This is a genomic window from Ehrlichia minasensis (assembly GCF_004181775.1).
GTDB lineage: Bacteria > Pseudomonadota > Alphaproteobacteria > Rickettsiales > Anaplasmataceae > Ehrlichia > Ehrlichia minasensis.
This window is the reverse complement of sequence record NZ_QOHL01000001.1, coordinates 80,770-106,486: the sequence shown is the minus strand read 5'-3', so window position 1 is coordinate 106,486 and position 25,717 is coordinate 80,770. Positions and strand designations below refer to the sequence as shown.

Here is a 25,717-nt window from a genome sequence, read left to right as displayed (position 1 = left end):
TGTACATCAAATACAAGTATTGAATAGATTACGTCTGACATATTACCAAATATATAAAAATCAACATTTATTAGATAATTAATAAAAATGTCAATTCAATAAATCTCATGAAAGTAAATTATATAGTTAACTTTCAAAGAATTTGCTATATAATTTCCAGGGTTTGTTGGCTTTATTAAGAAAAAATGTCTCAATTAACAAGTTACTACAATGCTGTTCTCGTATTATCAGATGGAAAGCATTTTTTTGGAAAATCAATAGGAAATAGAATACCAACAGTTGGAGAAGTATGCTTTACCACATCAATGACAGGATACCAACATACTATTACTGATCCATCATTTGCAGGACAAATTATTACTTTTACTTTCCCCCACATTGGTAATGTTGGAATAAATAATAAAGATTTTGAAAATCACAATATATTAACCCATGGAATTATAGTAAAAACAATATCAGAAGATTCTCATTCAAGATCTTATTCAAACTTAGAACACTGGATGATACAAAATAACTTAACTGGAATCTCTGAAATTGATACCAGGGCATTGACATGTCATTTGCGTAATAACGGATCACAAAATGGAGTAATACACCACTTTGATGATATCAATTTAATAAATTTACCAGAATTACAAAAACAAGCTTCTAAATACAATTACACAGAACATTGTTTAACTATAAAATTTAAAAATAATTACAAAAGAATAGATTACAACTCCCAACTCTATAATATAGTTGTAGTTAATTTCGGAGTAAAATCAGGTATATTATATGCTTTATCTAAACTAGGGTGTAAAATTCACATAATTTCAGGAAATGAAGACAACTTATCACAAAAAGTATTATCATTAAAACCACAAGGCATAGTACTATCAAACGGGCCAGGTGATCCATCTGCATTTTCTGAAAGCATTATTAAACAAATTAAAACATTAATAGAGTCTAAAATACCAGTACTTGCTATATGCTTAGGACACCAACTCATTTCATTAGCAATAGGAGCAAAAATTACTAAAATGCTATTTGGACATAGAGGCAGTAACCATCCTGTTTATAATAAAATTAACAATAATATAGAAATCACAAGCCAAAATCACGGGTTTGTTGTCAATGAAGATTCACTTCCTACAAATGCTCAGATAACACATAGGTCATTATTCGATAATACAATAGAAGGTATTCAAGTAGATGGCTATCCAATAATTTCAGTACAATATCATCCAGAAGGAAATCCTGGACCGAATGATTCAAGTTATATATTTGATAACTTTATCAATTTAATAAAAGAAAATAATTAAAAGCTCTTTTAAAAATTCTATAAACTCACATAGAATCTAAATAATTAAATATTGTTAAATTTCATAAACGTATTCAAGTTTTATACTTTAACATCTGAATATCAGCTTACTTTTTTATAAAGATTAATAAATCTAATTGTTTTAAAATATAACAACACATTTTACTAATTTAGCAATGCATCACTTTATATGGATAAATATCAAATCATAACAACATTTATATGTATTCCATACTTTACTTACAATACTCCATATGTTGTAATATTTGTCACTAATGTACAGGGTAAATGACAGGTATGTAATGCATCAAAATCCAAAAAAAAATGTAGAAGTCATTCTTGCAAATCCAAGAGGGTTCTGTGCAGGAGTATCTAGAGCAATAGAAACTGTAGAATTAGCTGTAAAATATCATAGCAATAACAGAAAAGTTTATGTATTACATGAAATTGTACACAATCAGTACATCATTAATTCTTTAAAAGAAAGTGGTGTACTTTTTATAGATACATTAGATCAAGCTGAAGATGGATCAATACTCATATATAGTGCACATGGGGTTTCAAAAGAAATAGAACACTTTGCACAACTACGTAATCTAGAGATAATAAATGCAACATGTCCACTAGTCACCAAAGTACATAAGGAAGTACAGGCTTACGATAAAGAAGGATACCAAATAATATTGATTGGTCATAAAGGGCATCGCGAAATAGAAGGAACTATCGGACAAATAACAACACCTGTACTGTTAGTACAAACCGTATCAGATATTGATAATATAAAAGTTATAAACCCAAATAAACTTGCATACGCAACACAAACTACTTTGAGTGTAGATGATACAAAAGAAATAATTAATAAGTTAAAACAAAAATTTCCTAATATTAAAGGACCAGATTTAAAAGATATATGTTATGCTACTCAAAATAGGCAAAATGCTGTAAAACAATTATCAGAACTAGTAGATATTATGTTTATATTAGGGAGTAAAAACAGTTCAAATTCAAATCGTCTCAAAGAACTAGCTAAATTAAAAACCTCTGCTTTTTTAATAGATTCCCACAAAGAAATTGATTTCAATCTTCTACAAGATGTAGAAAAAATTGGGATAACTGCAGGAGCATCAGCTCCAGAAATATTAATAACAGAAGTTATAAACTCACTCAAACAACACCTAAACATCAAGTTATCAAACTTAGAAATCGCCAAAGAAAATATTGCTTTCAATATACCAAAACAACTAAGAAAATATAAACAATAGAACTATATTTCATACTACTATAGAGTAAAATCAATATTTTAATGTATTAAAAATTTAATATGAGAAAAATTACAATATTTATTATATATACAATTCATGATAAAGTTATGATTATTTAATAACATTAAGATATAAAGGAAAAATCCATGAAGAACAATACAGATATTCTGATCAAGGTTATCAAGTTAAATAATAATAACCTTCCACTTCCATCTTACTCAACAGAGGATAGTTCTGGTATGGATCTATATTCCGCAATGACACCAGACGTCACACTTGAACCAGGTTGCAGAGCTTGTATTAATACTGGTATTGCAATTTCTGTCCCTAATGGATATGAAGCTCAGGTAAGGCCGAGATCTGGATTAGCACTTAAATTTGGCATTACTGTACTCAACACTCCAGGAACTATAGATGCTGATTACCGTGGAGAAATTAAAGTTATTTTAATTAACCTTGGACATGAGACATATACTATCAAATACGGTGACAGAATAGCACAAATGGTAATAGCACCAGTAATACATGCTTCATGGAATCTTGTTAAGGATTTAGACGATGATATCACAAAACGTGGTGATCAAGGGTTTGGATCAACAGGCATATAAATTTTGCACATATAAATTGCTGGTAAATTGTATTTACTTGATTTTAATTCTTCACTATTATTAATAATGTCTAGCACAATAATAAAGTTTGGTGTAAAAATAACTATTCTCTTAACGTTACATCACAAATCTAATTCTAATACTCCAAAAACTAGACTCTCAGACATTGATTAAAAGACACTAAAGCTATACCAATACTTTGCAAAAACATATATTACCTTCACATAATGATTTCTGACTCTACTGATTCTATATTCTATCTCTAAAAATTTTATACTTAAAAACCAGATTTCAAGTTACTGACTAAAAGTACATTAATATTATATTCATAACATCTAAAATACACATTACACAACAATAACATTCAGTATAAATCTACTATCATGAATATAGTTTTTTACATCCTACACAACATTACGTGCACAACATTTTAATTTGTAACTTGGTATAAAAGTAATTATCATCCTAACATTACAAACCACATAAAACTTTACACACTATCACTAGAGAGTTTAACATAACATTCAAAGTTAGATTTTAAATCACTGATCAAACTCTCTAATATTACGTGTACAATATTCAACTCGTAATAACAATACTTGGTACAAAAGTAATTATCATCCTACATTAATATTTATAAATCTAACGACTTCAAATCTCATATCTAACAAAAGGCCTTAAACTACACCATTGAAAAAGTGTACTAACATTATATCTACATACCATCAATATATTCAACACAATATGGTTACATAAATGCCAATATAAGTATATAATTATTTCTAGCATAATATTCATATTAGTATAAAAAGTATATTTTTAATTCCATAGTAAACTGACTTTAAATATCTAATTAGCTGTTAACACCATAAAACACATTTTATATAACGAGTAATAAACAATGACATTCCATGAAATAAGATTTCCAGAAGATATTTCTTATGGATCAACTGGAGGACCAGAATTTTCAACAAGTATTGTACAAACAAACAACGGTAGTGAATATCGAAAAGTAAATTTATCATATTCACGCAATAAATACAATATAATGTACAATGTAAAATCAGAAGATCAACTACTAAAACTAATTAAATTCTTCTATGTGCATAGAGGTAAAGCTATTGGATTTCGTTTTAAAGATTGGTCAGATTACAAAGCAAAAAAAGAACAAATAGGAATAGGAAACGACAAACAAAAAAATTTTCAAATCACAAAAACATACAGTATTGATCAACATTCATATATACGTAAAATTACAAAACCAGTCATTAATACAGTAAAAATATATTATGATAATATTGAAAAAGTTGATGGATTTTCTGTAAACTTTTCCAACGGCCAAATAGAATTTAATACTCCACCACATAATGGAGTAATAATATACGCAGACTATGAATTTGATGTCCCTGTAAGATTCGATTCAGATTATCTACCATATTCTATAGATAATTACAATGAGCACAATTGCAATAATATTGCACTTATAGAAATAAAAACTTAGATATATAAGATTACTAAATACATATTTCAGCATGCTATGTTAAACAACATACAATTTTGTAGCAATAGCTGATTATTAAATAAAATACAATCTATATTCACATAATATCTAATTATCTTTAACTGCAAGAATAGTATTACAAACATATAGAAAAATATACAATCAAAAACATACCATGAACTTCAGTAGACAAAAGCTATTCTTGATCTAATAATCCACGAATTGCAGTTTCCGCTTCTTTAATTCTTAGTTCTATAGACTCTATTTCCCTATGATCAGTAAGATTTGCTTTTTTAGCTTTTAATGATTCTATCACTGATTTAAGTTGTTCTATTGCTAATGAAATTTCTTCTTTTGATAATCTACGTTTTTGTTTACCACCTTGAGATTCCCCAAATATCTTATCCACAGATTCTAAGACTTTTGATGAAAAATCTTTTGCACATTCATGCAATACAAATGAAAAAGTATTTTTCAAAGATTTTGGAGTAACAAAAGGTGATTTTGTTTTACTAGGGCTTTTAGCTTTACTTTTACTAGACTCTTTTTTCTTCTCTTTATTTTCCACTTTAACATCTGACTGAGCACTGGAAACACCCTGACCACCAATAGCACCTTTTTTGTCACTGACTTTATCCTGAGCTACAGCACCTCTATCCTTACTTGACAAACCAGCAACAGGTTGTACAACTTGTATACTCTGACCCTGATGTAACTCTTCACCAGTACTAACTAAATTAATCAACCCTTCTGCCAAAGATTCTGATTCAGGTACACCAACTTCAGACTCTCCTTTAGCATCAGACTGATCAGATATATCACCAGTTTTTTCAACTACACTATCCTTATCCACTACATCTTGATCCTGTTTACCTTCACCCTGAACATCACTTGTATCAATCTCTTCTGACGTTACAAAACCTTCAGGTGACATTTTTTCACCATCAGCAGCAGTACTATCGGCCGCATCACTCATACTATCATCAGGCACCACATCTTCAAATTTATCTTCTTGTTGTGTTACCAAACCATCTTTTGGCACTTCACTTAACTTACCTTCATCCTCACTAACAAACAAATCACCACGCGTTTCTTCACTAACAGATGCATCAACTTTTGCATATTTAGTAAGATCTTCTGTTAATAATTTTTCAGCATCTGTATCACCAGCAACATTATACTCTACTTGTATATTTTCATCAGCAGCTTGTTCCATAGTAATACTATGAGGGTCAGTTTCTTGAATATCAGCTTTTTCAAATACAGATTCCATTTCAGCAACTTTTTCCGAAACAGTATCATCAGATGTTTCAGGATTTGGAACATCATCTAATAAAGATTCAGCAGCTTGTTGCTTGAATATACCTTCATCACCTACTGCACTTACATCACTCTCTAAAGAGCCTATATCAAAAACATCAGCTTGTTCAAAAACATTGACACCTACACCTGACTCAACACTACTATCAGTCTCTTGTACAATATTATCCTCAGGAAAAGTAGTATCTGCTTTTACTGCAGATTCTGATTCATCCACCTCATTTTGCTTCACAATTCCAGCATGTAGTCCAGTCTCTTCTCCTAAACCTTCAATATTTTGTCCAGAATGTTCAGCCTGTGAAAACATTGTATTACCTTCTTCTAAAGCAACTGTAGACTCATCAAACATTCCAGCTGTAGTACTAGAACTATCACTTTCTGTACCAACATCTTCCATAGCAGATGCAGAACTTAAAGTGTCATCTACACCACCACTTGGCTGTACAATATCATCGTTTAATATCTGAACATCATCTAACTTCGGACTCAAATCCTCTAATTCTATTTTTTCAAATCCATCATCACCTTCTGTACTACCTGTAGACTCACCAAATATTCCAGCTGTAGTACTAGAACTATCACTTTCTGTACCAACATCTTCCATAGAAGACGCAGAACTTAAAGTACTATCTACATCACCACTTTGCTGCATAATATCACTATGTTCAACACCTAAAGTATCATCAGGTGCAGAACCAAAATCTTGTGATTCAATTGCACTTCCTGCAGAATCTTCAAATACTTCAACTGGAGCCCTAGCAGCAGTATCACCCTCTGTACCAACACCTTCCATAGAAGATGTAGAACCTAAAGCATCGTCTACCACACTATGCTGTTGTATTATACCACTCTGTGTATCTTCAATAACTGAACTGCCATCTGACGGTGGACTTAAAGTTTGCAATTCTACTGTTTCAAATCCAGCATCATGCTCTGTAGTATTTGTAAACTCATTAAATGCTGCAGCTGCTGAATCTCGTGATACTTCTGAATCCACACTATCCATCGGAGATGTCACATCTAAAGGTGTAGTTAATCCAGCATTATCACGTAATACACTATCATGTACACCTTCAACTCCAACTTGTTGTGATAACAATGAATCTGCATCACTCACTGTAGGAGTAACATCTAAATGTGTACTAGAAGAGATAATATCACTATTTAAAGGAACACTTAAATTACTATCTGCTTGCACTACCTCATCTACTTTTGGAACACCTAAACCTTGCAAATTTTCTGAAGAAACATTAAATCCAGACATACCTTCACCAAGTAAATCTTTAGGATGCTCTACTGGAGTATGAGAGTTAGCATAAGCCGTTGTAACTTTATCAAAATCACTACCTAAATTTTTATGCAAAGCATCATCAAGTCTATCAAGATCATATCTTATTTTTTGTAATGCACCCTCATCTGTTGTGTTTTCAATCATAGTTTTGAGCTGTTCTCTTGCATCCAGTGCATCACTTAAATTGTCCTTATTTATAGATATATTTCCATTCTCATCTAACAACCTGTTATCACCATTACCAGGTGATGTTTCTTTATCAGAATGCGGTTTTTCTTTAGCAAAAGGATTTCTATCATCATCTTCTTCACTTGCATTAGGAATATAAGGACTTGGTTTATATTGCTCAGGTCCCAATATATGCGCTTTCAAACTATCTAAAGCAGCTTTACGGTCTTCAAGTATATTATGAATTAACCCACCTTCTCTAGTACCGAACATACTTCCAGCAACATGACCACCTAAATATTTCATTGCATCTAATGGAGAAACTCCTAAATGAGCTCCTATGAAAGCACGAGCATAATTTAATGTCTTAAAGTTATTCCTAAAATCTCTATCATATTCATTATATGAAGAAGTCAAAGGAGCAGTAGCAGCACTAGTAAACTTAACAACATTACCTAAATAAGGTACTCTCTTTAATGCTTCCAAAGGCCTACGAGCTGTTTTAGTTATGTAGTTACCTGTTACAAATTTCAAGCTATCTATACCTTGATCAATCTTCTTAAATACAACACCTAAAACCGGAATTCCTGAGAAAATCTTAAGGAATCCACCTTCATACATGTTAGCAATAGTTTGAGACATCATACTACCACCAGCTAGTGCTACTGCTACACTTTGAATGAAAGCACGCATTTGCCATATTAACAATGCAGCCAAAAATAAAGAACCAACCTCTGACCACAATATCAAATGTCCAGCTTTAATTCCTAAAATCAAATTATAATCATGTTGCTTAATCAACTCATCTTGAGGAGTAGGAGTTTGAGCAGCCTCTCCTATAACATCATTAATAAGACTATTAATTATTTCAGACTTAAAATCTTCATCCTGATATTTATCCAATGCATTCTTTTGCTGAGATTGATCTGCATTTCTTCTGTTTTTGATAATTGTTAAAACTTTATTTTCACTATCAGAGGTTATAGTACCATTTTTCTTTAATTTTTCCAATTCATCTTCTATATCCTTTATTAATCTCGCAGCAACATATTTTTCATTAGAAGCAAGTAATGCATTAATATAATAAGATAATTGCCTAAATGGACTATCCTTAGACACAGTAATACCAAATGGATCACCATCAGTCTGACTATCTGGATCAAGGAAAGGGTAATCTACATACCTAAAATCTTTATGTATACGTTCAGGAGGAACACTAATATATGCACCACCACCAGTAAACTTATATCTCGCATTACCAGAAGTTTTCCTATCATTCAGGTTAAAATCTGTTGTTAAACCAATAACTTTTGGGTCATAAATTTGTCCCGGAGTCCATCCAAAAACACTTCGATCAATTACACAACCAGTACTACCTAATATACAAACTTTTACCTTTAGCCACTCATTATAACATGTAGTAAACCCAAAGATACGGTAATAATAATTCATAATAAGCGCACCAAAGAGCGAAATCAGTGTAAACATTAATATTGCTTGCATTGAAAAGCTTAGACACTGTGTTAACCAACCATCAAATAAACTCTTAAATTGAGAAAAAAGAATACCTAATAATAATAGAGGGAACAATCCAATTAAAAATGTAATACCAACAAATGCTGTAAGATATATAACACATCCATACAGGCATAAAGCAACATATATTAATACAGCAATAATAATTATAAGCACAGCAAATATTGAAGAAAAATCAGCAAGGATTAATGCTCTTATCTTAACTTTCCAAATAACCGGAGAGAATATTTTATCCACTATCATTTCATCCAGAAAAGCAAAAGGCCGTGTTGGATTATAAGAAGCAGAATGACTATTAATCATTGCAATAATCTGATCTATACCATTGATAAATAAATTCAGCAAATGATTATAAAAGAACTCCCAACTACTTGGAGAAATCAATAATATCATTAATGCCATTTTTAATATTCTAATAATAACATCAGAAAATGGACTTTGTACCATGCCGAATATATAACTTAAGGCACCAAATATTAGAAATAAAGTTAATAAAGCAAAAACAAAATTTTTAAATACTGGATTTCCAACAACGTGTTTAAAAACATGTTCACCTGCTTTATCCAATTCATTTCTTATATTTTTACGAACCCATTCAAAAACAGAAAATTGTTCTTCTTGTCTTATACCTTCAACAAATGTCACCGAATAACCACCAACATTATCATAATAATGTTTATCTAATATTTTAAGATATATCTTCCATCCTGGTTCCAACTTCACTTCTTGACATAAAGAATCCATAATTTTTCTATCTCTAGTAGATAAAGCATCACTACCAGCTAACTCTAATGGTTTATATCCTATATGCATCACTGGAGAAACTGGATATCTCATATGATTTAACGTTTCATTTGGTTCAGGATCATCTGGTCTTTTAAATAATAAATATGCACCATACCCATTCTTAAACCAACAAGGAGGACCATAAGCTCCTCTTTCTAATTCATCTTGAACACCAACAATTAACTCACATGACACCTTACATTCATTTTGACCATAAGGAACAAAAGTTTTCTGTATCTTATTATAAGGACCACAAATTCTTTCACTAGATAATATACTATCATATTTTTCGTAATCAACTACGCTTCTATCAGATTCGGAAGCATTGTCTGCCCATGCAGTCCACATGCCGTCAACCCTTAACACTATTGGATTACCATCTGTCACATATCCAGTATATTTCCATCTTACTACTTGATCATTCTTTAAAACATTTCCTAATGATTTATCGTCTGCAATAAAATCTTCCGAAGATTCATTAAAATACGCTGAAACAGAAGCTGTTTTTGCTTCAGATAACGCATCAGCTGGTATACATCTAGGCACTGGATGCTGATTAGATTCACATGCAGTTATTACTAATAATAACAATAATTTTACAAAATGCTTTTTAATAAAATTCACATATTTGCTCTTCATCTTTACCAATTACCTTTCAAACCCTATTCCTACTGATCTTGCTTACCACGCCTTTTTACAATACTTCTCTCATGAGATTCTTTTTCCACTTCTATTGCTGATTCATGACCTGCAATCTTTTGTGCAACACTAGAATATTCATCCATATAAAGTCTTTCTTTCTGAGGACCTTCTAAAAAGTTAATATCTCGTTTCCCTCTATTGTGATCACTGTCACTAACATTCAAAGGTTCAACAGCACTAGAAGCTTTTCCTCCATCTTCTTGTGTATCGCTATTATTGCTTCCACCATTACTTTCGTTATTATTAGTAGCATCATTCAGATCACTATTACTTGTATTCCCAACATCAGGTGCCTCTGCAACATCACTAACAGCAGAAAGTTGAGTTTCACTGGTATCACTTCCATTATATTCTGCACCGTCAGTTGTATAGTTATAACCACTATCTTCAGAACTCACACTTGAAGCATCATCACCACCACCTTCAGAACTCACACTTGAAGTATCATCACCACTACCATATCCCCCAACTTCACCTGTATAGTAATCACCACTTTCAGAGCTGACACTTGAAGCATCATCACCACTACCTTCAGAACTCACACTTGAAGTATCATCACCACTACCATATCCTCCAACTTCACCTGTATAGTAATCACCACTCTCAGAGCTGACACTTGAAGCATCATCACCACTACTTTCAGAACTCACACTTGAAGTATCACCACCACTACTTTCAGAACTCACACTTGAAGTATCACTATCACTACTATATGCTCCTTCTGATGCAGTGTAATAACTACTACCTTCAGAACTAATACTTAAAGCATCATCACTACTATCACATACCCTCTCCACAGTATTGCTATCCATATTACCACTACTATTAGCACTTTGTGTGCCATCATAATTTGAAGGTGCAGTATCAAGTACATCATTACCAGAAGATGAAAGATGACTATCTAACCGACCATGATTTCCACTTACATCACCTTTACTACCATCTAATACATCATTACCTGATCTAGATTTTGTATCAGCATTAGCACCTTCCTTATCAGTATTAACATCACCATCACCATGCACACCATCACTGCGACTTTTTGTATCTGAAGATAAAGGACCATCATCATCACCATCTTTTCCTACAATTTCACCCTTACTCTCTGGATTAGTATCAGTTCTACCAACAATATTAACATCCGATTTACCAGTAGATCTACGATTACGCAATGCCTCCTTAATAATACTTTGAGTTTCCTGATCAAGACCAACCATAGAAGCTAAAGACTGCGTAGCAGCATGTATACTCGCACTAAGCCCAGCAACACTCCCCGATATAGAGTGAGCCATCGTCTCGGACATTCCTTTAAATCCCTTCATAGCATTTGAGATAAGCAATAACATCAAAACTGCAGTAATCCCAAAAGGTAATCCTAAAAATGAACCTTCATTGTCATTAGCATATCCTTCCCTAATTGAATCATTCATAGATAACTCACTTGAGTATCCTATAGGCAATAATACAGATACTATACAAATATCAGGAGGTGCACCTTTTTCAGTAACACCCATAGGAAGATCAAAGCCAAGAAAACACTGATTACAGACAGTAAAACCTGTAACTACATGTAACACAGTTAACATCACTTGATTTAAAAATGCAAGCGCAGCAAAAAGTATTATAGGCTGTAAAGAAAAATTAACTAACATTTTGATCCATGCATCAAAGAGCGTCTTTGTAAGTTGGAAGAAAATAAAAGTTATAAAAATAGGTGCTAATGTTGCCAAAAACGCTATTGCAACAACAGTAAATAAATATGCTATAACTGCTTCTATAACACTGACAAAAAATATAAAAAAAGACCATACAATTGCAATAAAAACTATCCAACCTATAGGCCCTGTAAGTATCAATGTTGCTAGCCTAATCCATGTCTCTCCTGCTAATAATACTCCTATAGTAGTGTCTAAAAATGCAAATGAATTATCTCCATCCAACTCACCATTAAATGCTGCTATAAGATCACTTACACCTTGAACAAAGATAGAAAAGAAATGATCACTAAAAAATTCCCAACTACCTTGACTTATCAAACCAACAACCATTGCTATTTTAGCAATACGAACTCCCAAGTCATACTTAGTACATTTCACAACACCTAATACATATCCTAATACTGTAAAAATGATATACAAAGTACATAATGCTTGTAATGCCCTCCATAAAGAACCAGCACCAGTCTGATTAGTATATATACTTTGCACTGCACCCTTAGATTTACTTGTACGTACTATTTCTACAGCCTGAGAAATACTGCTAGCATTTGAATCTTTTGGTAATCCATACAAAATTCCCAATAGTGAATCCCTTATCATAATAAATACTTTAGAAAAATTTGGGTTCCATTTTTTAATAAAGAAATTAACAGTGTATTTATTTTCTGACTCTAGTGACGGTAAACTACTGTAATCAAATTGATCTTCATACCCTCTAGTATCTATACCCAAGAAAACTTTTCCAGATTTCTTCTCAGACCCATCTGCATTAATTGTATACATTCCAGTTCCAGAATCTGTATCTTTCTCACCAGTTCCAGAATCTGTATCTTTCTCAGGAACAAATAATTCAATAGCATCTCCTTCACCTGGGAAAAAAGTTGGAGCTTTGCTTCCTATATACATATACAGTTTTTTGCCGTACATAAAATTACATATACGCTCTACCTGAATATTATACCCACCAGAATATGAATTATAATGCTGTTGTTGACCTATTATTGCAAACCCTAACTCTGCAGGATCATTATTCTCATATTTATAGTTAAAATCAGATTTCAAGCTGGTCGACTCAACATTTTCAGAAGAAATATCAGCATAACAAAAATTACTTTCTTTCTTACTCGGCATACAACGATACTTAACATCATTTTTGTCACTAGATTTCGTAATAAAAACAGCAGTTAATCCTTGTATTACTTCATCTGAATTACTTTTAGCCATTTTTTCTAATTCTATGTCAGTAATATTTTCCAATTTAGTATTTTGATCAAAAGAACTACTCCCATTAATAATACAATTTCCACTTTCATCATGCCGTGATATTGTAGCAATACCTTTACCTTGAATAAGTGCTGATTTAGAATTACATATAGTACCACAAGCACAATTTATATCATATGTAGTAAAATTACTAATAATATTTATAATCTCCTGAATGTCTTCTTCTTGTTTATTCTTTAGAATCTCAGGTTCATCTTGTTTATTATTTTTATCTTTTTGTTTGTCACCTTTACTCTTTTTTTCTTTCTTCTGATTTTTATAAAACTCAAGTTTAGATATAGTTGAACTTACACTATCATTTATAATACCACTTGCACTAAGCTGTTTAATAACATCACAATGTTTTTGTAATGCCTTAACATCAACATTTTTACCTTTAATAACTTTAGCATCATAAATAAAAGGAGCTTTGATCCATTGTTTTTTCACATCTTCACTATAAAAAACCTTATTTCCATGTGGAATATCAGTATTATCTACTAATGCTGAAACTTCAGTACCTTGCAAACGAGGTATGCTAGCAGCTGATCCTTCAAATAGACTACACTTGCCTTCTATTTTCACATAAAATTTAGTAATACCAGTTCTACATATATCCTCAGCTTTAACAGGAGTGCTACAACCACTATCTTCAAAAACTTCATCATCAGAATAATATATAACACCCAACTCTTTTAACTTATCAGTATTGCAGTCAGTTATTGTTATTTTCTTGGGAATTAAACTAACCTTAAATGTATCTCCTTTTCCTAATTTAAAAGTTTTAACAGGTAACATAGTAGTTGCCACTTTTCCATAATTGCTACAAGCACTTTCCATATTTTTATAAATAGACTCATCTTTAGCATCATAAGTACCATGAGCACAAGTAACAGCTGGCACAATAATATTTTTCGGATTCATAGAATCTTTAGGACACATATTTACAGCACCAAGAATTGTTAACTTTACTGGAGGCTGATTTTCACTAACTGTTAATCCAGTATCAATCCAGTTAGGTTGTAATACATCTGATACCTTTTCTACTACTGGCTTAACTTCTACAGCAGTTGAAGTACCGCTAACACCCTTGCTACCTTCTATACAACCAATACCACATCCTGTTATGAAGAACAGTAATAATATAACTAACTTTTTCATAATCTACCCACCAAAACTAGATGGAGGGCCTTCAGGTATTTCAACACCACCACGTGATTGACGTGATGATTGTCTTCTACTAATAGGCTGTTCATCATCTTCTGCAACAGGTGCTTGTAGACCAAGAGGATCACGTTTACGTTCACCGTCATTATCTCTATCACTAGTTTTATTCATTTCTTCGTATCTTTCTCTTTGCATACGGCTGTTTTGATCCATACCAATAATTCCTAAAGCACTTTCTTTTGCATTTTCAGCTACTGCTGACAAATTAGCAAATGATCCGAAAATCGATGTACACATTTCCCCTGTAGAACCAATAAAATGTTTTGTTGCATTTACCATTATTACAAATACTAATACCTTCATAAATGGCACTGGTAACCCTAAAAACATTACGCTACCACCACCATTTACTGAATCTTTCATATTATCATTAAAAGTAGACAAAGGAGAAATTCCTACAGGCAGTAAAAATTCAAGTATACAAAAACCTATTTTCATTATCCCTAGATCAAATTCAGGATAAAGTACACACGTATCACATGATTCAAAAGCAAACATAGAATATATTATATTATCTATCACTTCAGTCAAAAGTGCAAAAGAAGCAAATATGATTACTGGTTGCATAGCCGTCTGTACTAAAGATTTTATCCATGCATCAAAAATTGCTTTAGTACGTTTAAATAAAATACAAATTATAAAAAATGGTGCAATACTAAGTAACAATCCTATTAGTATAATAGATATTAAATAAGTAATAATTGCAGTTGCTATAGTCAAAAACAAAACTATTAATCCCCAAAAAATTAAAGCTACACTTACCCATCCAACCGGGCCAGTAAATAATAGTGCTAAAATTTGTATCCAAGTTTCAGATAAAGAAAACCTATATAAAACTAAATCCAGAAATTCAAAACTAGTTGCTTCAGCAGGATCTTGACCTGTCATTATAGCAATTAGTTGAACTGGCGCTCCTGTAAATAATTTAAACAAATGATCATTAAAAAACTCCCAACTACTAGGGCCAATTACATAAATTATTACACCTATTTTTAGCGTTATAATCAATAATTCAAAAATAGAAGCCTTAGAAAACCCAACAAAATAAAATAACGCATTAATTAATACATATAATACTAACAATGAATTCACTATCTGAATAAAATGCATATTCTTTACAATATTATTATATATCAGATTAACACCCCCAGAATTAGTAGATGATGTGCCGTATAATCCTCTCTCTAATGAACCTTTTAACTGCTCAACTATATATGAAATGACATTAGGTATTTTCTTTTTTGATATGACTGTAATATTAAAATATCCAGTATTATTTTCATACCCATCACCATTATCTTTTACACCAAAATACAAATCACCAGATGCATCTTTATCTGATAGTGTAACTTTTGTATCCTCATTACTTATAAAATCGATCTTTGTAGTACCTGATTCTCCTGGTTTTACTTTAGGTGGCCCTTTAGATATTACGTAATACAAACTATCTTTAACATGATTAGTACAATCTTTAGCAACTTCAATATTATAGTTACCCATTAATTCAAGATTACTATCTACATTCAACTCCAAATAAAGGCCTTTATCTAAAATATCCTTACTTATTAAATAACCATAATTTGTTAAAAGACCAATGTCTGAAGAACTATTATTATCTGATTGCCATTGTTTAATTGTGTCATCAACAGTAATAAAATTTGTTATACCAGAATTATGTTTCAAATATAAAAAAGGCAAAGCAGTATTATATTGCTTTACATTTTCAAAATTACATCCTGATAGATTCCCATCTGCTGTAACAGTGCAAGCATTGAATACATTATTCATCTCTACAACAAAACAGTCCTTTTCTACTTTTTTATTTTCATAACTAGGAATATTACATAAATTTCCACATATCATATTTACAGAATATGCATCATATTGTTTTTGATATTTCTTTCTAATTTCATCTTGTTTTTTTAAAATAGCTTCTTTATATTTTTTTACTAACTGTTTTTTTTCATCTTCAGAAATTTTTTGAGTATTTGACTTTTTTTGTTGCTGCTGCTTCTTTATCTCTTCCTCAACAGCCTTATTTGTAAGTTCATCTATTTCCTTATTTGTAGCACAGAGGTAAAACATTTCATCATTATTATTTTGAGTACTAGCTTTATCAGCTGAATCAATAGAACCTTGATTTTTTAAATATTGATAGATACTGTCACTTCCGCCTGGACTATATAAAATTTTAGTTGGAAAATTTATCCAATCTCTAGCTTTATCATGCGAACTACTATCTTTCAAATACATCAGATTATGCATTTGAGATGCATAATTATCAATCGTTACATAATATTCTGTATCCAAATAATCTTTTATGCATTTATCAGTATTTTGAGCATAAATTTTAGGATTTTTATTGCTACATATATCTTTATCTACAGTAAAATTGAAAGCAGGATATAACCTAAAATTCAATTTTTCGCCTGCCATTATATTTGGAATCTCTAAAGAAAATTTTTTGCCAGATAATTCTTTGCCAGATAAAGTACCACCATCTTTATTAGCAGAGATATTAACCGTATATTTTGTGTTATGACAATAATTAATGTTAACTGTATCAACTCTTATAACAAGATCCTTTTTACCAGCCAATACTAAATCTGATTTAACCCAAGTAATATGCTCTTTTTTTCCATCTTGTAATCCTGTCTCTACAGCACTTGAATACTCATCAAACATTACATTCTGTGGTTTGATACAACCATGATACCCACAACTTGAAAGAAGAAAAACACTGATTATTAAAACTATCCTAAACATAAAATCAGCTTTCTACCTTAAACAAATAATATAAAACCATCAATAACATCAAATATCTTGATAAATTACTTATGAACTATTAAAAATCCATTTCTAATAAAATATTTTCTCCACAATTAACTAATATTAATATCAATAAGCATTCCATAAAGAATAAGCCTACTATCCAGCAGCACTTGCAATAGCACCTGCAGCACCACTTGCAGCACCACCTGCAGCACCACCTGCAGCACCTGCAGCACTTGCACCACCTGCAGCACCGCCTCCAGCACCACCGCCAGCACCACCTCCAATATCTCCACCACCTCCAGAATTTCCTCCAGACATTTCATCTTTATCTCCTACATCTTTAGAATCTTTTGTATTATCTATTCTATCATTCACAGCATCTTTTATCTTTTGCCCCATATTACCTTGAATCCTACCGAAAGCACCAGTGATAGAACTCATCATTGATTTTGGATTAAACGATGAACCAACATGACCAGCCCTTGGATCACCTGCAAGCTCAGCTGCTATGTAAGTAATAGATGATAAGAAATGATAAAATAGGAAACCTATAAATACCATCATTAGCAATTTCATCCATAAAGTTTCAGCTTCATGTTTAAAATCAGGAGCATAAGCATTAAATCCAAAAAATGCAGGTTTTGTTAAAAATCTTATATCGCCAAACATACAAGCTAAATTATAATCATATTTCGGATCATCACATTGTTTTGGATTTTCCAATGTAAATGAAATTCTTGTAGCATCTAAAATTTTAACTTCTTTTCTCACAAACTTAAGATCTTCAAAATATAAATTATCAAAAACAGTAAATAATAACGCTAGAAAAGCAAAAAGTATTACAGGATACAATGTATAAACCATTAACTGTCTTATCCAGCCATCAAAAAATGCTTTTGTAGCTTGAAAGAGCACCATAGGAATCATTAATGGAGAAATTAATATCAAAATAGTAAGCGCAATAAGTGATAATAAAAAGATATAAACTAACCATATCACAATAAGTATAATCATTAATATCGCAAAAAGTGCAACAAGACATAACATTAACTTCATATTAAATAGCATACTAGCAAAGAAAAGTCCTGCTGTTAAAAACAACCCAAGAACAATAGTTGTTGCTGCACCATTCAATTGTTGCCCCAAATAAAACATTACCCTACAGTCTAATCTATCCCACGGAGCTACATATTTATATGGATCGTTATACTCCTGATCACTGTAATTACACACAGTTTGTGCACCACCTGCTTGTAATACTATATCTGACAACCCGATAGATAACCTTACTATTTGATCATAATAATGTGACATAGCAGGCCCTTGAGTAAAATACACTACTAATGCAAACTTAATAATTAGCATATATAGTTCAGCTGGACTTTGTATTCCACCCAATGCTGCTTTTATTGCAAATAATATCAAGGACAACACCAAGACTGCCATAACTGCTCTTTTTAGTTTATCTTGAGCAACCTTCAAAAAACCAACCTTTTCAGTATTAGCACCATCGCTACATTTGCCAGTCAATACATTATTTAATGACCCTTTGACACAAGAAACTATCATAGAAGTCATTGGAAATACAGACTTTACATATGCTCCAACTTCACCTCTACATGCAGGGTCTATATAACAACTATAACATTTAGTATTATCGTAACTTACAATTCTTTTATTATCTTCCGACATCACTGGTTCAGACTTCTCACACATTGGAACTGGTGGTCCACTAGGTCGCATATGACAACCAATTTCAACTTGAGGCCATAAAGCTGATCCAAATGCCTTAATAGCATTTACACAAATCTTATCCATCTTTTCGACAGCTTGAAAAGTAATCGAATGTATAACTTTTTCTTGCCCAGCTTCTAATACTGCGCACTCTACTTTTCCGTTCATAGCATACTTAGCAACCTGTATATCCCGAGTAGAATAATCACCTTCTCTTGGATAACCACCTTTTTCTTTCAACAACTTAACAACATCACCTGAATTAGCTTCAGATGCTCTGCTAATCATAGCAGCGATATTCATACCACCTATTGGGTTACGGTAACAAACTTCTATATAACGAGAACTAGACACTCTATTTTTAGGCCAGTAATATTTATCTACCTTCTTAAAATTTTTAGACGCGCATACAGGTTCATTTTGCTTAGCTTCTGCTAAACTAAAAGGTTTAGTACTCTTTGCATCATTAGTTGCAAGACATCTAAAATATTCTTCCTCTGAACCAAAATCATGGCTTGCACATGATTTATATGCAGTAGTAGGGTCATTACATTCCTTATAATCACCTGGACTAGCACCACCTTTCGAATCTTCAAAACGCATAACAGGATGACGTACAAAAGACCAATTACAAGCAAAAAATGCAGCAGCTTTAGAAACTGCAACAGCAATCGCAGCTGCACCCAATGCAAATACAATAAGTGCACCTATCGTCCCTACACCAGTTAAAGCCATTACAACAGCAGTTATAATTAACCCAAAACCAACAGTAAATGCAGAAATTCCTATATACTTAGCATGCTCATTAACTCTAGAGCATAAAGGATTAGTAGCTAATGCAGTCCTATATGTAGCAACTTTTTCACTTTCAACTTCTGTTGCTAAGGCTGATTTAGCATATATAAAATTAACATTAATTAAAAATAACATTAATATATATACTATACCTCTACTAATTTTTAGCATAATCAACTCTTTTATAAAGAATATTTAATTATTAAATTTATACACGCTTTACTCGTTCATAAAATATAGGTAACCAAGTATTTGGATCATCCCCTACTTCCTTTATTAAATCACGTAACATTAAGACTGTTTCTGCTCTACCAGACAAAACACTTATCACATCTTCAAGGCCACTTAAATTAATCCTAGCAACTACTGCACTTACACCCTGCTTTACTAAAAAGAACCTTGTACTAGGATCTGTATGTTTTATTAAAGTATATTCCCTCTCCGTTAACATAAATACATTTCTATAAGCACTAGTAGCTTTTAAATTAGGCAAAAATATTTGAGTAGCGGTTTGTTGCACTAAAGTATCACTAATTGCACTTTTACTAGCATCTTCAACACTTTGAGTAGCAAAAATTACAAATGTATTTAATTTTCTTAAAACTTTTAACCAATCTTTTATCTTTGGAGCAAATACTGGATTATCTATTAATGCCCATGCTTCATCTAACACAATAATAGAAGGGGTACCATCCAAAGAAATACTAATTCTATGAAATAAATATAACAATACAGGAGCAAGAGACACTGGATCTTTAAGCAAATGACCCATTTCAAAACCAAAAACCCTAGATTTATTAAAATCTAATAAATCTTCCGCATTATCAAATATGGCTGCATGAGATCCTTCACTATGCCACATAGATATTGAACCAGCTAGAGTATTCGGACCATCTAATCCTAAAAACGGTACTAAATTACATAATACCCTATGCTCCTTTTTTAATTTAAAATTACCTTCTATAGCATCATTAATGCGAGTTATATCCTCAGAAGTAAATTTATCATTGAATACTGATATTAAAGACTTCATCCACTCCATTAAGAATGTACGATTATCTGGTGTATCATCAAGCTGTAAAGGATTAAAACCTGTAGGATTTCTTGGTTCTACAATCATATAAACACCACTCAATGCTCTAATAAAAATTTCAGCACCATAATCTTTATCGAAAAAGAAAATCCTAGGTGAAAATTTCATAGCTTGAGCACACAAGAAATTCATCAATACAGTTTTTCCACCACCAGTAGGTCCTATAATTGCAGTATGACCAACATCACGAATATGAAAATTAAAAAAGAAAGGAGTTCCAGAAGTAGTATCAAACACTGTTACTGCTTCACCCCAATGATTATTAAACTTTTTACCAATTGGATAATTATGCTGAGATGCAAAACCAGCCATATTTAACGTACTTATTATGGCCTTACGAACTATATACTCAAAATTACCTGGCAATTGAGCCCAAAATGCTGGCTCTAGATTAATCCTTTCTCTAACTGGATATACGCCACAGTTAGATAATTCAGATTCTATTAAAGACAATGCATTATCAAGAGTTTTTAAACTCCTTTCTGTACATAAAATAGTAAGATGATGTTGTCCAAAAGCAATCCTACCACTCATTGCATCATCTAAAGCTTGGCTTATTTCTACTACTTGTGATACCGCTTTATCTGCAGATTGTATCATACGGTTTTGTTGAATCTGCATCTTAGTAATTGCACTTTGCCTATTAGTAAAACTAAAAGATTGTGTAATGATAAACTCATAAGGCAATTGCAGAAAGGCATCTAGCATACCAGCAGATGTACTTTGCCCATATTCTTTTAAACTAATTAATCCAGCATATTTACATTCATTATGTGCTACTATCTGTATTGTCTTATGTCCAAAATATAACCTATGCATTGGTAAATATTTTGATACATCACCTATAGAGAATAATACACGTTGAAAAGATCCACAATTTACTATCTGCAATAAAAATTCCATAATTTCAGAAAATACACCCTTTGGTGTTTCCCTAACGCCCAAAACTCTAGGCATGTAATTACGCAAACTTGTAAAAACACGATTTGTTACTTCATCTAAATCTTCATAAATAGCTTGCAAATCCTTTATCCATGACTCTTGTGACGTAACTTTTCCAAATTTATCAAAAATACTAGATAAAAACTCTACCCCTTGTTTTCCACTTTCTCTAACTATTGTAATATACAAATCATTAGTGAAAGATTGCTTTGTCTCATGTTTTTCTCTCCATTTCACATTTACATAATTTGCAAACGAACTAGCTACTTTATCACTAGCAAATCCCTCTGAAAAAGCATTTCTCCTACGTCTAATTATATGAAAATACAAACCAAAAGACGCAGAAGATATACTTCTTAACATCTGATTACGAATAGAATTCTGTATAGATAAATCCTCATCATCAGCAGTTTCAAAAGCATAACCAGATAGCTTAATAACCTTAAGCATTGACCCATCTTTGGTCATTAATGTAGAAGAATTCCAATGTTCACTATAGGGAATAAAATTGGACTCATGATATTCTCTATTGATCACTTTCCTTCTTTTTGTTTGCAGCTGCTGAAATTTTAACATCACATTACATCATAAGAGTTAGAATTATGATAAAACCTATTTAAACATTTACTACACTTCTTCATCCTTAACATAAACAATTCCAAAAATAACGGTTCTTTTGACGAAGCTAAAAAACCTATACCATGTATCCCTGGACCTAAAATAAACAATGCCCTGAAATCATTAGTGTACATAAATATCATGATACAAATCATAAAATTTAACATTGCAAATATATAACTCACACCAAATAGCATAGTAGGCCTAGTCAAGCCTTTGAATAATTGATCAGCCTTAACACTACCTGCCATAATTAATACCAAAAAAACATATTTATAAATTTATAAATCTAAACACTAACTGCAGTCATATAAAGCAATGCTTAATCTCATTAAACCACCACTACAACGAAGGTAGATACGTACTAATTCTTAAAAATAGCAACAACAATTTAATAAACAATTAATTATCAACATTTATTTCATATAAAGATAAACTTTAACTCACCTCACACAAGTTATAAAAATGTTCCTTTGATTTTGAAAATTTCAAAATCAAAGAATACAATTAATCAGCACTAAATAAATTAATATTTATAATTTAAATAATCAATAAAATAATGCTTAAAGTAGATTAAAATTTTACAAAATTAAAACTTTACAGGTAACTTAAATTTATTACTTTTACAAATAAACTAAACTTCTAAAAATCTCTGAGCTGCAAAATCCCAATTAACCAAATGTTTTAGAAAAGTTTCTATATAATTTTGACGTACATTAAAGTAATCTAAGTAATAAGCATGTTCCCACACATCCATAGTTAATAAAGGACGTGTTTCAGGATACTGAGTAATAGGAGTGTCACCATTAGAAGTACATAAAATCTTGAGCTTTTGTTCATTCATATCAAAAACTAACCATACCCATCCACTACCAAAATGGTTTTTGCCAGCATTAATAAAAGCATTATTAAAATCATCCATGCTTCCAAAATCTTCATTTATCTTATCTAATAATTTTCCTGTAGGAGTTCCTCCACCATTTTTCTTCATGGACTCCCAATAGAAATTATGATTCCACACTTGACCAGCATTATTAAATATTGATCTTGATCCTAAGTTACCAGATGTTGCCTCAATAATTTTAGGTAAATCCTCATTGGTACACTCACTAAAATCTGTACCTACAACAAGACTATTTAAAGCATTAACATAACCTTGATGATGTTTATTATAATGATATCCTAATATCTCGGCACTTAAATATGGTAGTAAATCACTTTGTTGATATGGAAGTTCAGGTAAAGTAAACATATAACCTCTATTAAATAAATATAACTATAAATAACCTTAACATTAAATCAGTCTAAATAATGTTAAAATGTACAATACATATATATATTATATTTATCTGAGTACACTAAAATTCAAGCTTATGCTAAATTAATATATTTTCATTTTATATAAAAATACTTTTAATAAGGAAGAATCACAGATAGAATTAAAAGCTATTAATAGTAAAGGTTAACATTTATAATAACATGTATATAAGAAAAAAATTAGGCAAATTACTAAAGTATCGTCACATCGCCTCTCGGATATCACTAAAAAATAGGAAAGACCGCATTTTATCAATATTATCAATGTCTGCACTTGTTAGCTCATTAGGTATACTCTTTATAATTTTAGGCAGCATAGTCAACAATGGGTATAATGCACTTACAACAACCACCATTTTATTATCAATAAGGATTAACGACAATATAGAACAACAAGACAAACTAGTATTGAGAAGTAACTTAATAAACTACATACATCAATCCTTAGAAGAACTATTCTCAGATGTTATAGATACTTCAAATCCTGATAACAAAAAAATCATTTACAGTATAATAAACGATACTGCACATCACAAGTTAGCAGATTTTGTACTTAAAAATCCAAAAGTAAACAAATTTAATATGTGGTTTAAATCTTCCACGACATTTAATAAAATCATACAAAAACAAAATATAGATAATATAATATACAAGAAAATCATTACAAAATTACAAAATGCACACAAAATAAAAAAATCATTCAATGATACACTATTCAAAAAATATAATTCAATATCTCCTGAAAATACTGGTATTATTGGATCATTAATAGGATCTATGTTTACAATAATTATATGCTTAGCATTTGCATTACCAATAGGTATTACATCAGGTATATGCTTAAGTGAGTTGATACCAAGAAATAAGATATCCTCTATTATTGAAATTAGCATAACAAATCTTGCATCCGTACCATCGATAATATTCGGCATTTTAGGATTAGCAATATACATCAAAATTTTCAATATACCACGGTCATCAGCACTCATAGGAGGAATGACATTATCTTTAATGATGCTACCAAATCTGGTCATAGCAACAAAACAAGCATTCACAGCAGTACCATCATCTGTAAAAGATGCAGCGTTCTCACTTGGTGCATCAAATATGCAAGTAATCCTACATCACTCATTTCCAATTGCATTACCTGGTATCATGCAAGGCGCTATTCTAAGTATTGCAAGAATCTTAGGAGAATCTTCACCATTAATAATGATTGGAATGGTAGCATTTATAGTTGACATCCCAAAAAATTTTCTCGACCCAACAACTGTATTACCAGTACAAATATATATGTGGGCAAGTAATCCACATATAGAATTTATTCAATTAGCTGCAATTGCAATAGTTGCGTTACTTTTAATGCTATTAATTTTAAATCTTACAGTAACTTTCATAAGAAAAAAATTCGATCACTTTATTTTTTAATATTTCCACACATCAACATAGTTGTCACCCATAAATCCAGTAACCATACAAAAAATAAACAACTATAATCACATGCAATTTTACAATTCAATATTTTTATAATGCTATTTAAACTCATATATTGATACAATACAAATACAACAATATTAATAAATAAGCCATCTCTACTGATTATTTAATGTAATATTAACTAAGTTATCTATTTGGTATTATACACTTCAACCTGCTAAAAATGTATACATGTATAACTAAATGTACTATAATACTCTCCTTACAGTATTTGTTAAAATATTTTAATTTAATAGATTGAAAATATCTATTAATTATAGAATA

Annotated in this window: 12 protein-coding genes; 5 read left to right on the top strand and 7 right to left on the bottom strand. The window is 31.3% G+C overall.

Features of this window, described 5'->3' with window-relative positions; genetic code table 11:
- Nucleotides 1-185: 185 nt before the first annotated feature.
- The 4 genes from carA to DRF75_RS00440 all read left to right on the top strand — a co-directional run bounded on the left by carA (nt 186) and on the right by DRF75_RS00440 (nt 4,671).
- Nucleotides 186-1,301: a glutamine-hydrolyzing carbamoyl-phosphate synthase small subunit gene (gene carA, locus DRF75_RS00455; RefSeq protein ID WP_045171425.1), complete on the top strand. Its 1,116-nt coding sequence runs from the start codon at nt 186-188 to the stop codon at nt 1,299-1,301.
- A 301-nt stretch (nt 1,302-1,602) separates the two neighbouring features.
- A complete protein-coding gene (ispH, locus tag DRF75_RS00450; RefSeq protein WP_045171432.1) occupies nt 1,603-2,562 on the top strand; it encodes a 4-hydroxy-3-methylbut-2-enyl diphosphate reductase in 960 nt (319 codons plus the stop codon).
- A gap of 146 nt (nt 2,563-2,708) precedes the next feature.
- Nucleotides 2,709-3,170, top strand: a complete 462-nt coding sequence (dut, locus tag DRF75_RS00445) for a dUTP diphosphatase (RefSeq protein WP_082020020.1) — start codon at nt 2,709-2,711, stop codon at nt 3,168-3,170.
- Nucleotides 3,171-4,071: 901 nt separating this feature from the next.
- Nucleotides 4,072-4,671 carry a DUF2460 domain-containing protein gene (locus DRF75_RS00440; RefSeq protein WP_045171427.1) on the top strand — a complete coding sequence of 200 codons (600 nt, stop codon included), beginning with the start codon at nt 4,072-4,074 and terminating at the stop codon, nt 4,669-4,671.
- Between the two features lie 196 nt (nt 4,672-4,867).
- On the opposite strand, the gene DRF75_RS00435 is transcribed toward DRF75_RS00440, so the two are convergent.
- From DRF75_RS00435 to DRF75_RS00405, 7 genes are all read right to left on the bottom strand, one after another.
- Entirely contained in the window at nt 4,868-10,411 is a 5,544-nt protein-coding gene (locus DRF75_RS00435) for a type IV secretion system protein (protein ID WP_129992476.1), read from the bottom strand.
- Between the two features lie 29 nt (nt 10,412-10,440).
- On the bottom strand, nt 10,441-14,616 hold the full coding sequence (locus DRF75_RS00430; protein ID WP_129992475.1) for a type IV secretion system protein: 4,176 nt from the start codon (nt 14,614-14,616) through the stop codon (nt 10,441-10,443).
- 3 nt (nt 14,617-14,619) lie between these two features.
- Nucleotides 14,620-17,448, bottom strand: a complete 2,829-nt coding sequence (locus tag DRF75_RS00425) for a TrbL/VirB6 family protein (protein ID WP_129992474.1) — start codon at nt 17,446-17,448, stop codon at nt 14,620-14,622.
- Nucleotides 17,449-17,610: 162 nt separating this feature from the next.
- The gene (locus DRF75_RS00420) at nt 17,611-20,157 is read right to left on the bottom strand and encodes a TrbL/VirB6 family protein (RefSeq protein WP_129992473.1); all 2,547 of its coding nucleotides are present in this window, start codon (nt 20,155-20,157) and stop codon (nt 17,611-17,613) included.
- A 37-nt stretch (nt 20,158-20,194) separates the two neighbouring features.
- The gene (locus DRF75_RS00415; RefSeq protein ID WP_045171345.1) at nt 20,195-22,597 is read right to left on the bottom strand and encodes a VirB4 family type IV secretion/conjugal transfer ATPase; all 2,403 of its coding nucleotides are present in this window, start codon (nt 22,595-22,597) and stop codon (nt 20,195-20,197) included.
- Nucleotides 22,597-22,890, bottom strand: a complete 294-nt coding sequence (locus DRF75_RS00410) for a type IV secretion system protein VirB3 (protein WP_044261987.1) — start codon at nt 22,888-22,890, stop codon at nt 22,597-22,599. The genes DRF75_RS00415 and DRF75_RS00410 overlap by 1 nt, the downstream gene beginning before the upstream one ends.
- A 383-nt stretch (nt 22,891-23,273) precedes the next feature.
- A complete protein-coding gene (locus DRF75_RS00405) occupies nt 23,274-23,891 on the bottom strand; it encodes a superoxide dismutase (protein WP_045171347.1) in 618 nt (205 codons plus the stop codon).
- Between the two features lie 227 nt (nt 23,892-24,118).
- Here DRF75_RS00405 and DRF75_RS00400 point away from each other — a divergent pair, with 227 nt between their 5' ends.
- Complete coding sequence (locus DRF75_RS00400; protein ID WP_045171348.1) at nt 24,119-25,384, top strand: PstA family ABC transporter permease; 1,266 nt, start codon at nt 24,119-24,121, stop codon at nt 25,382-25,384.
- Nucleotides 25,385-25,717: the final 333 nt, after the last annotated feature.

Bases quoted from the DNA above. Each gene is read 5' to 3' on its own strand.
- carA (WP_045171425.1), top strand. From the start codon at position 186: ATGTCTCAATTAACAAGTTACTACAATGCTGTTCTCGTATTATCAGAT.
- ispH (WP_045171432.1), top strand. From the start codon at position 1,603: ATGCATCAAAATCCAAAAAAAAATGTAGAAGTCATTCTTGCAAATCCA.
- dut (WP_082020020.1), top strand. From the start codon at position 2,709: ATGAAGAACAATACAGATATTCTGATCAAGGTTATCAAGTTAAATAAT.
- DRF75_RS00440 (WP_045171427.1), top strand. From the start codon at position 4,072: ATGACATTCCATGAAATAAGATTTCCAGAAGATATTTCTTATGGATCA.
- DRF75_RS00435 (WP_129992476.1), bottom strand. From the start codon at position 10,411: ATGAAGAGCAAATATGTGAATTTTATTAAAAAGCATTTTGTAAAATTA.
- DRF75_RS00430 (WP_129992475.1), bottom strand. From the start codon at position 14,616: ATGAAAAAGTTAGTTATATTATTACTGTTCTTCATAACAGGATGTGGT.
- DRF75_RS00425 (WP_129992474.1), bottom strand. From the start codon at position 17,448: ATGTTTAGGATAGTTTTAATAATCAGTGTTTTTCTTCTTTCAAGTTGT.
- DRF75_RS00420 (WP_129992473.1), bottom strand. From the start codon at position 20,157: ATGCTAAAAATTAGTAGAGGTATAGTATATATATTAATGTTATTTTTA.
- DRF75_RS00415 (WP_045171345.1), bottom strand. From the start codon at position 22,597: ATGTTAAAATTTCAGCAGCTGCAAACAAAAAGAAGGAAAGTGATCAAT.
- DRF75_RS00410 (WP_044261987.1), bottom strand. From the start codon at position 22,890: ATGGCAGGTAGTGTTAAGGCTGATCAATTATTCAAAGGCTTGACTAGG.
- DRF75_RS00405 (WP_045171347.1), bottom strand. From the start codon at position 23,891: ATGTTTACTTTACCTGAACTTCCATATCAACAAAGTGATTTACTACCA.
- DRF75_RS00400 (WP_045171348.1), top strand. From the start codon at position 24,119: ATGTATATAAGAAAAAAATTAGGCAAATTACTAAAGTATCGTCACATC.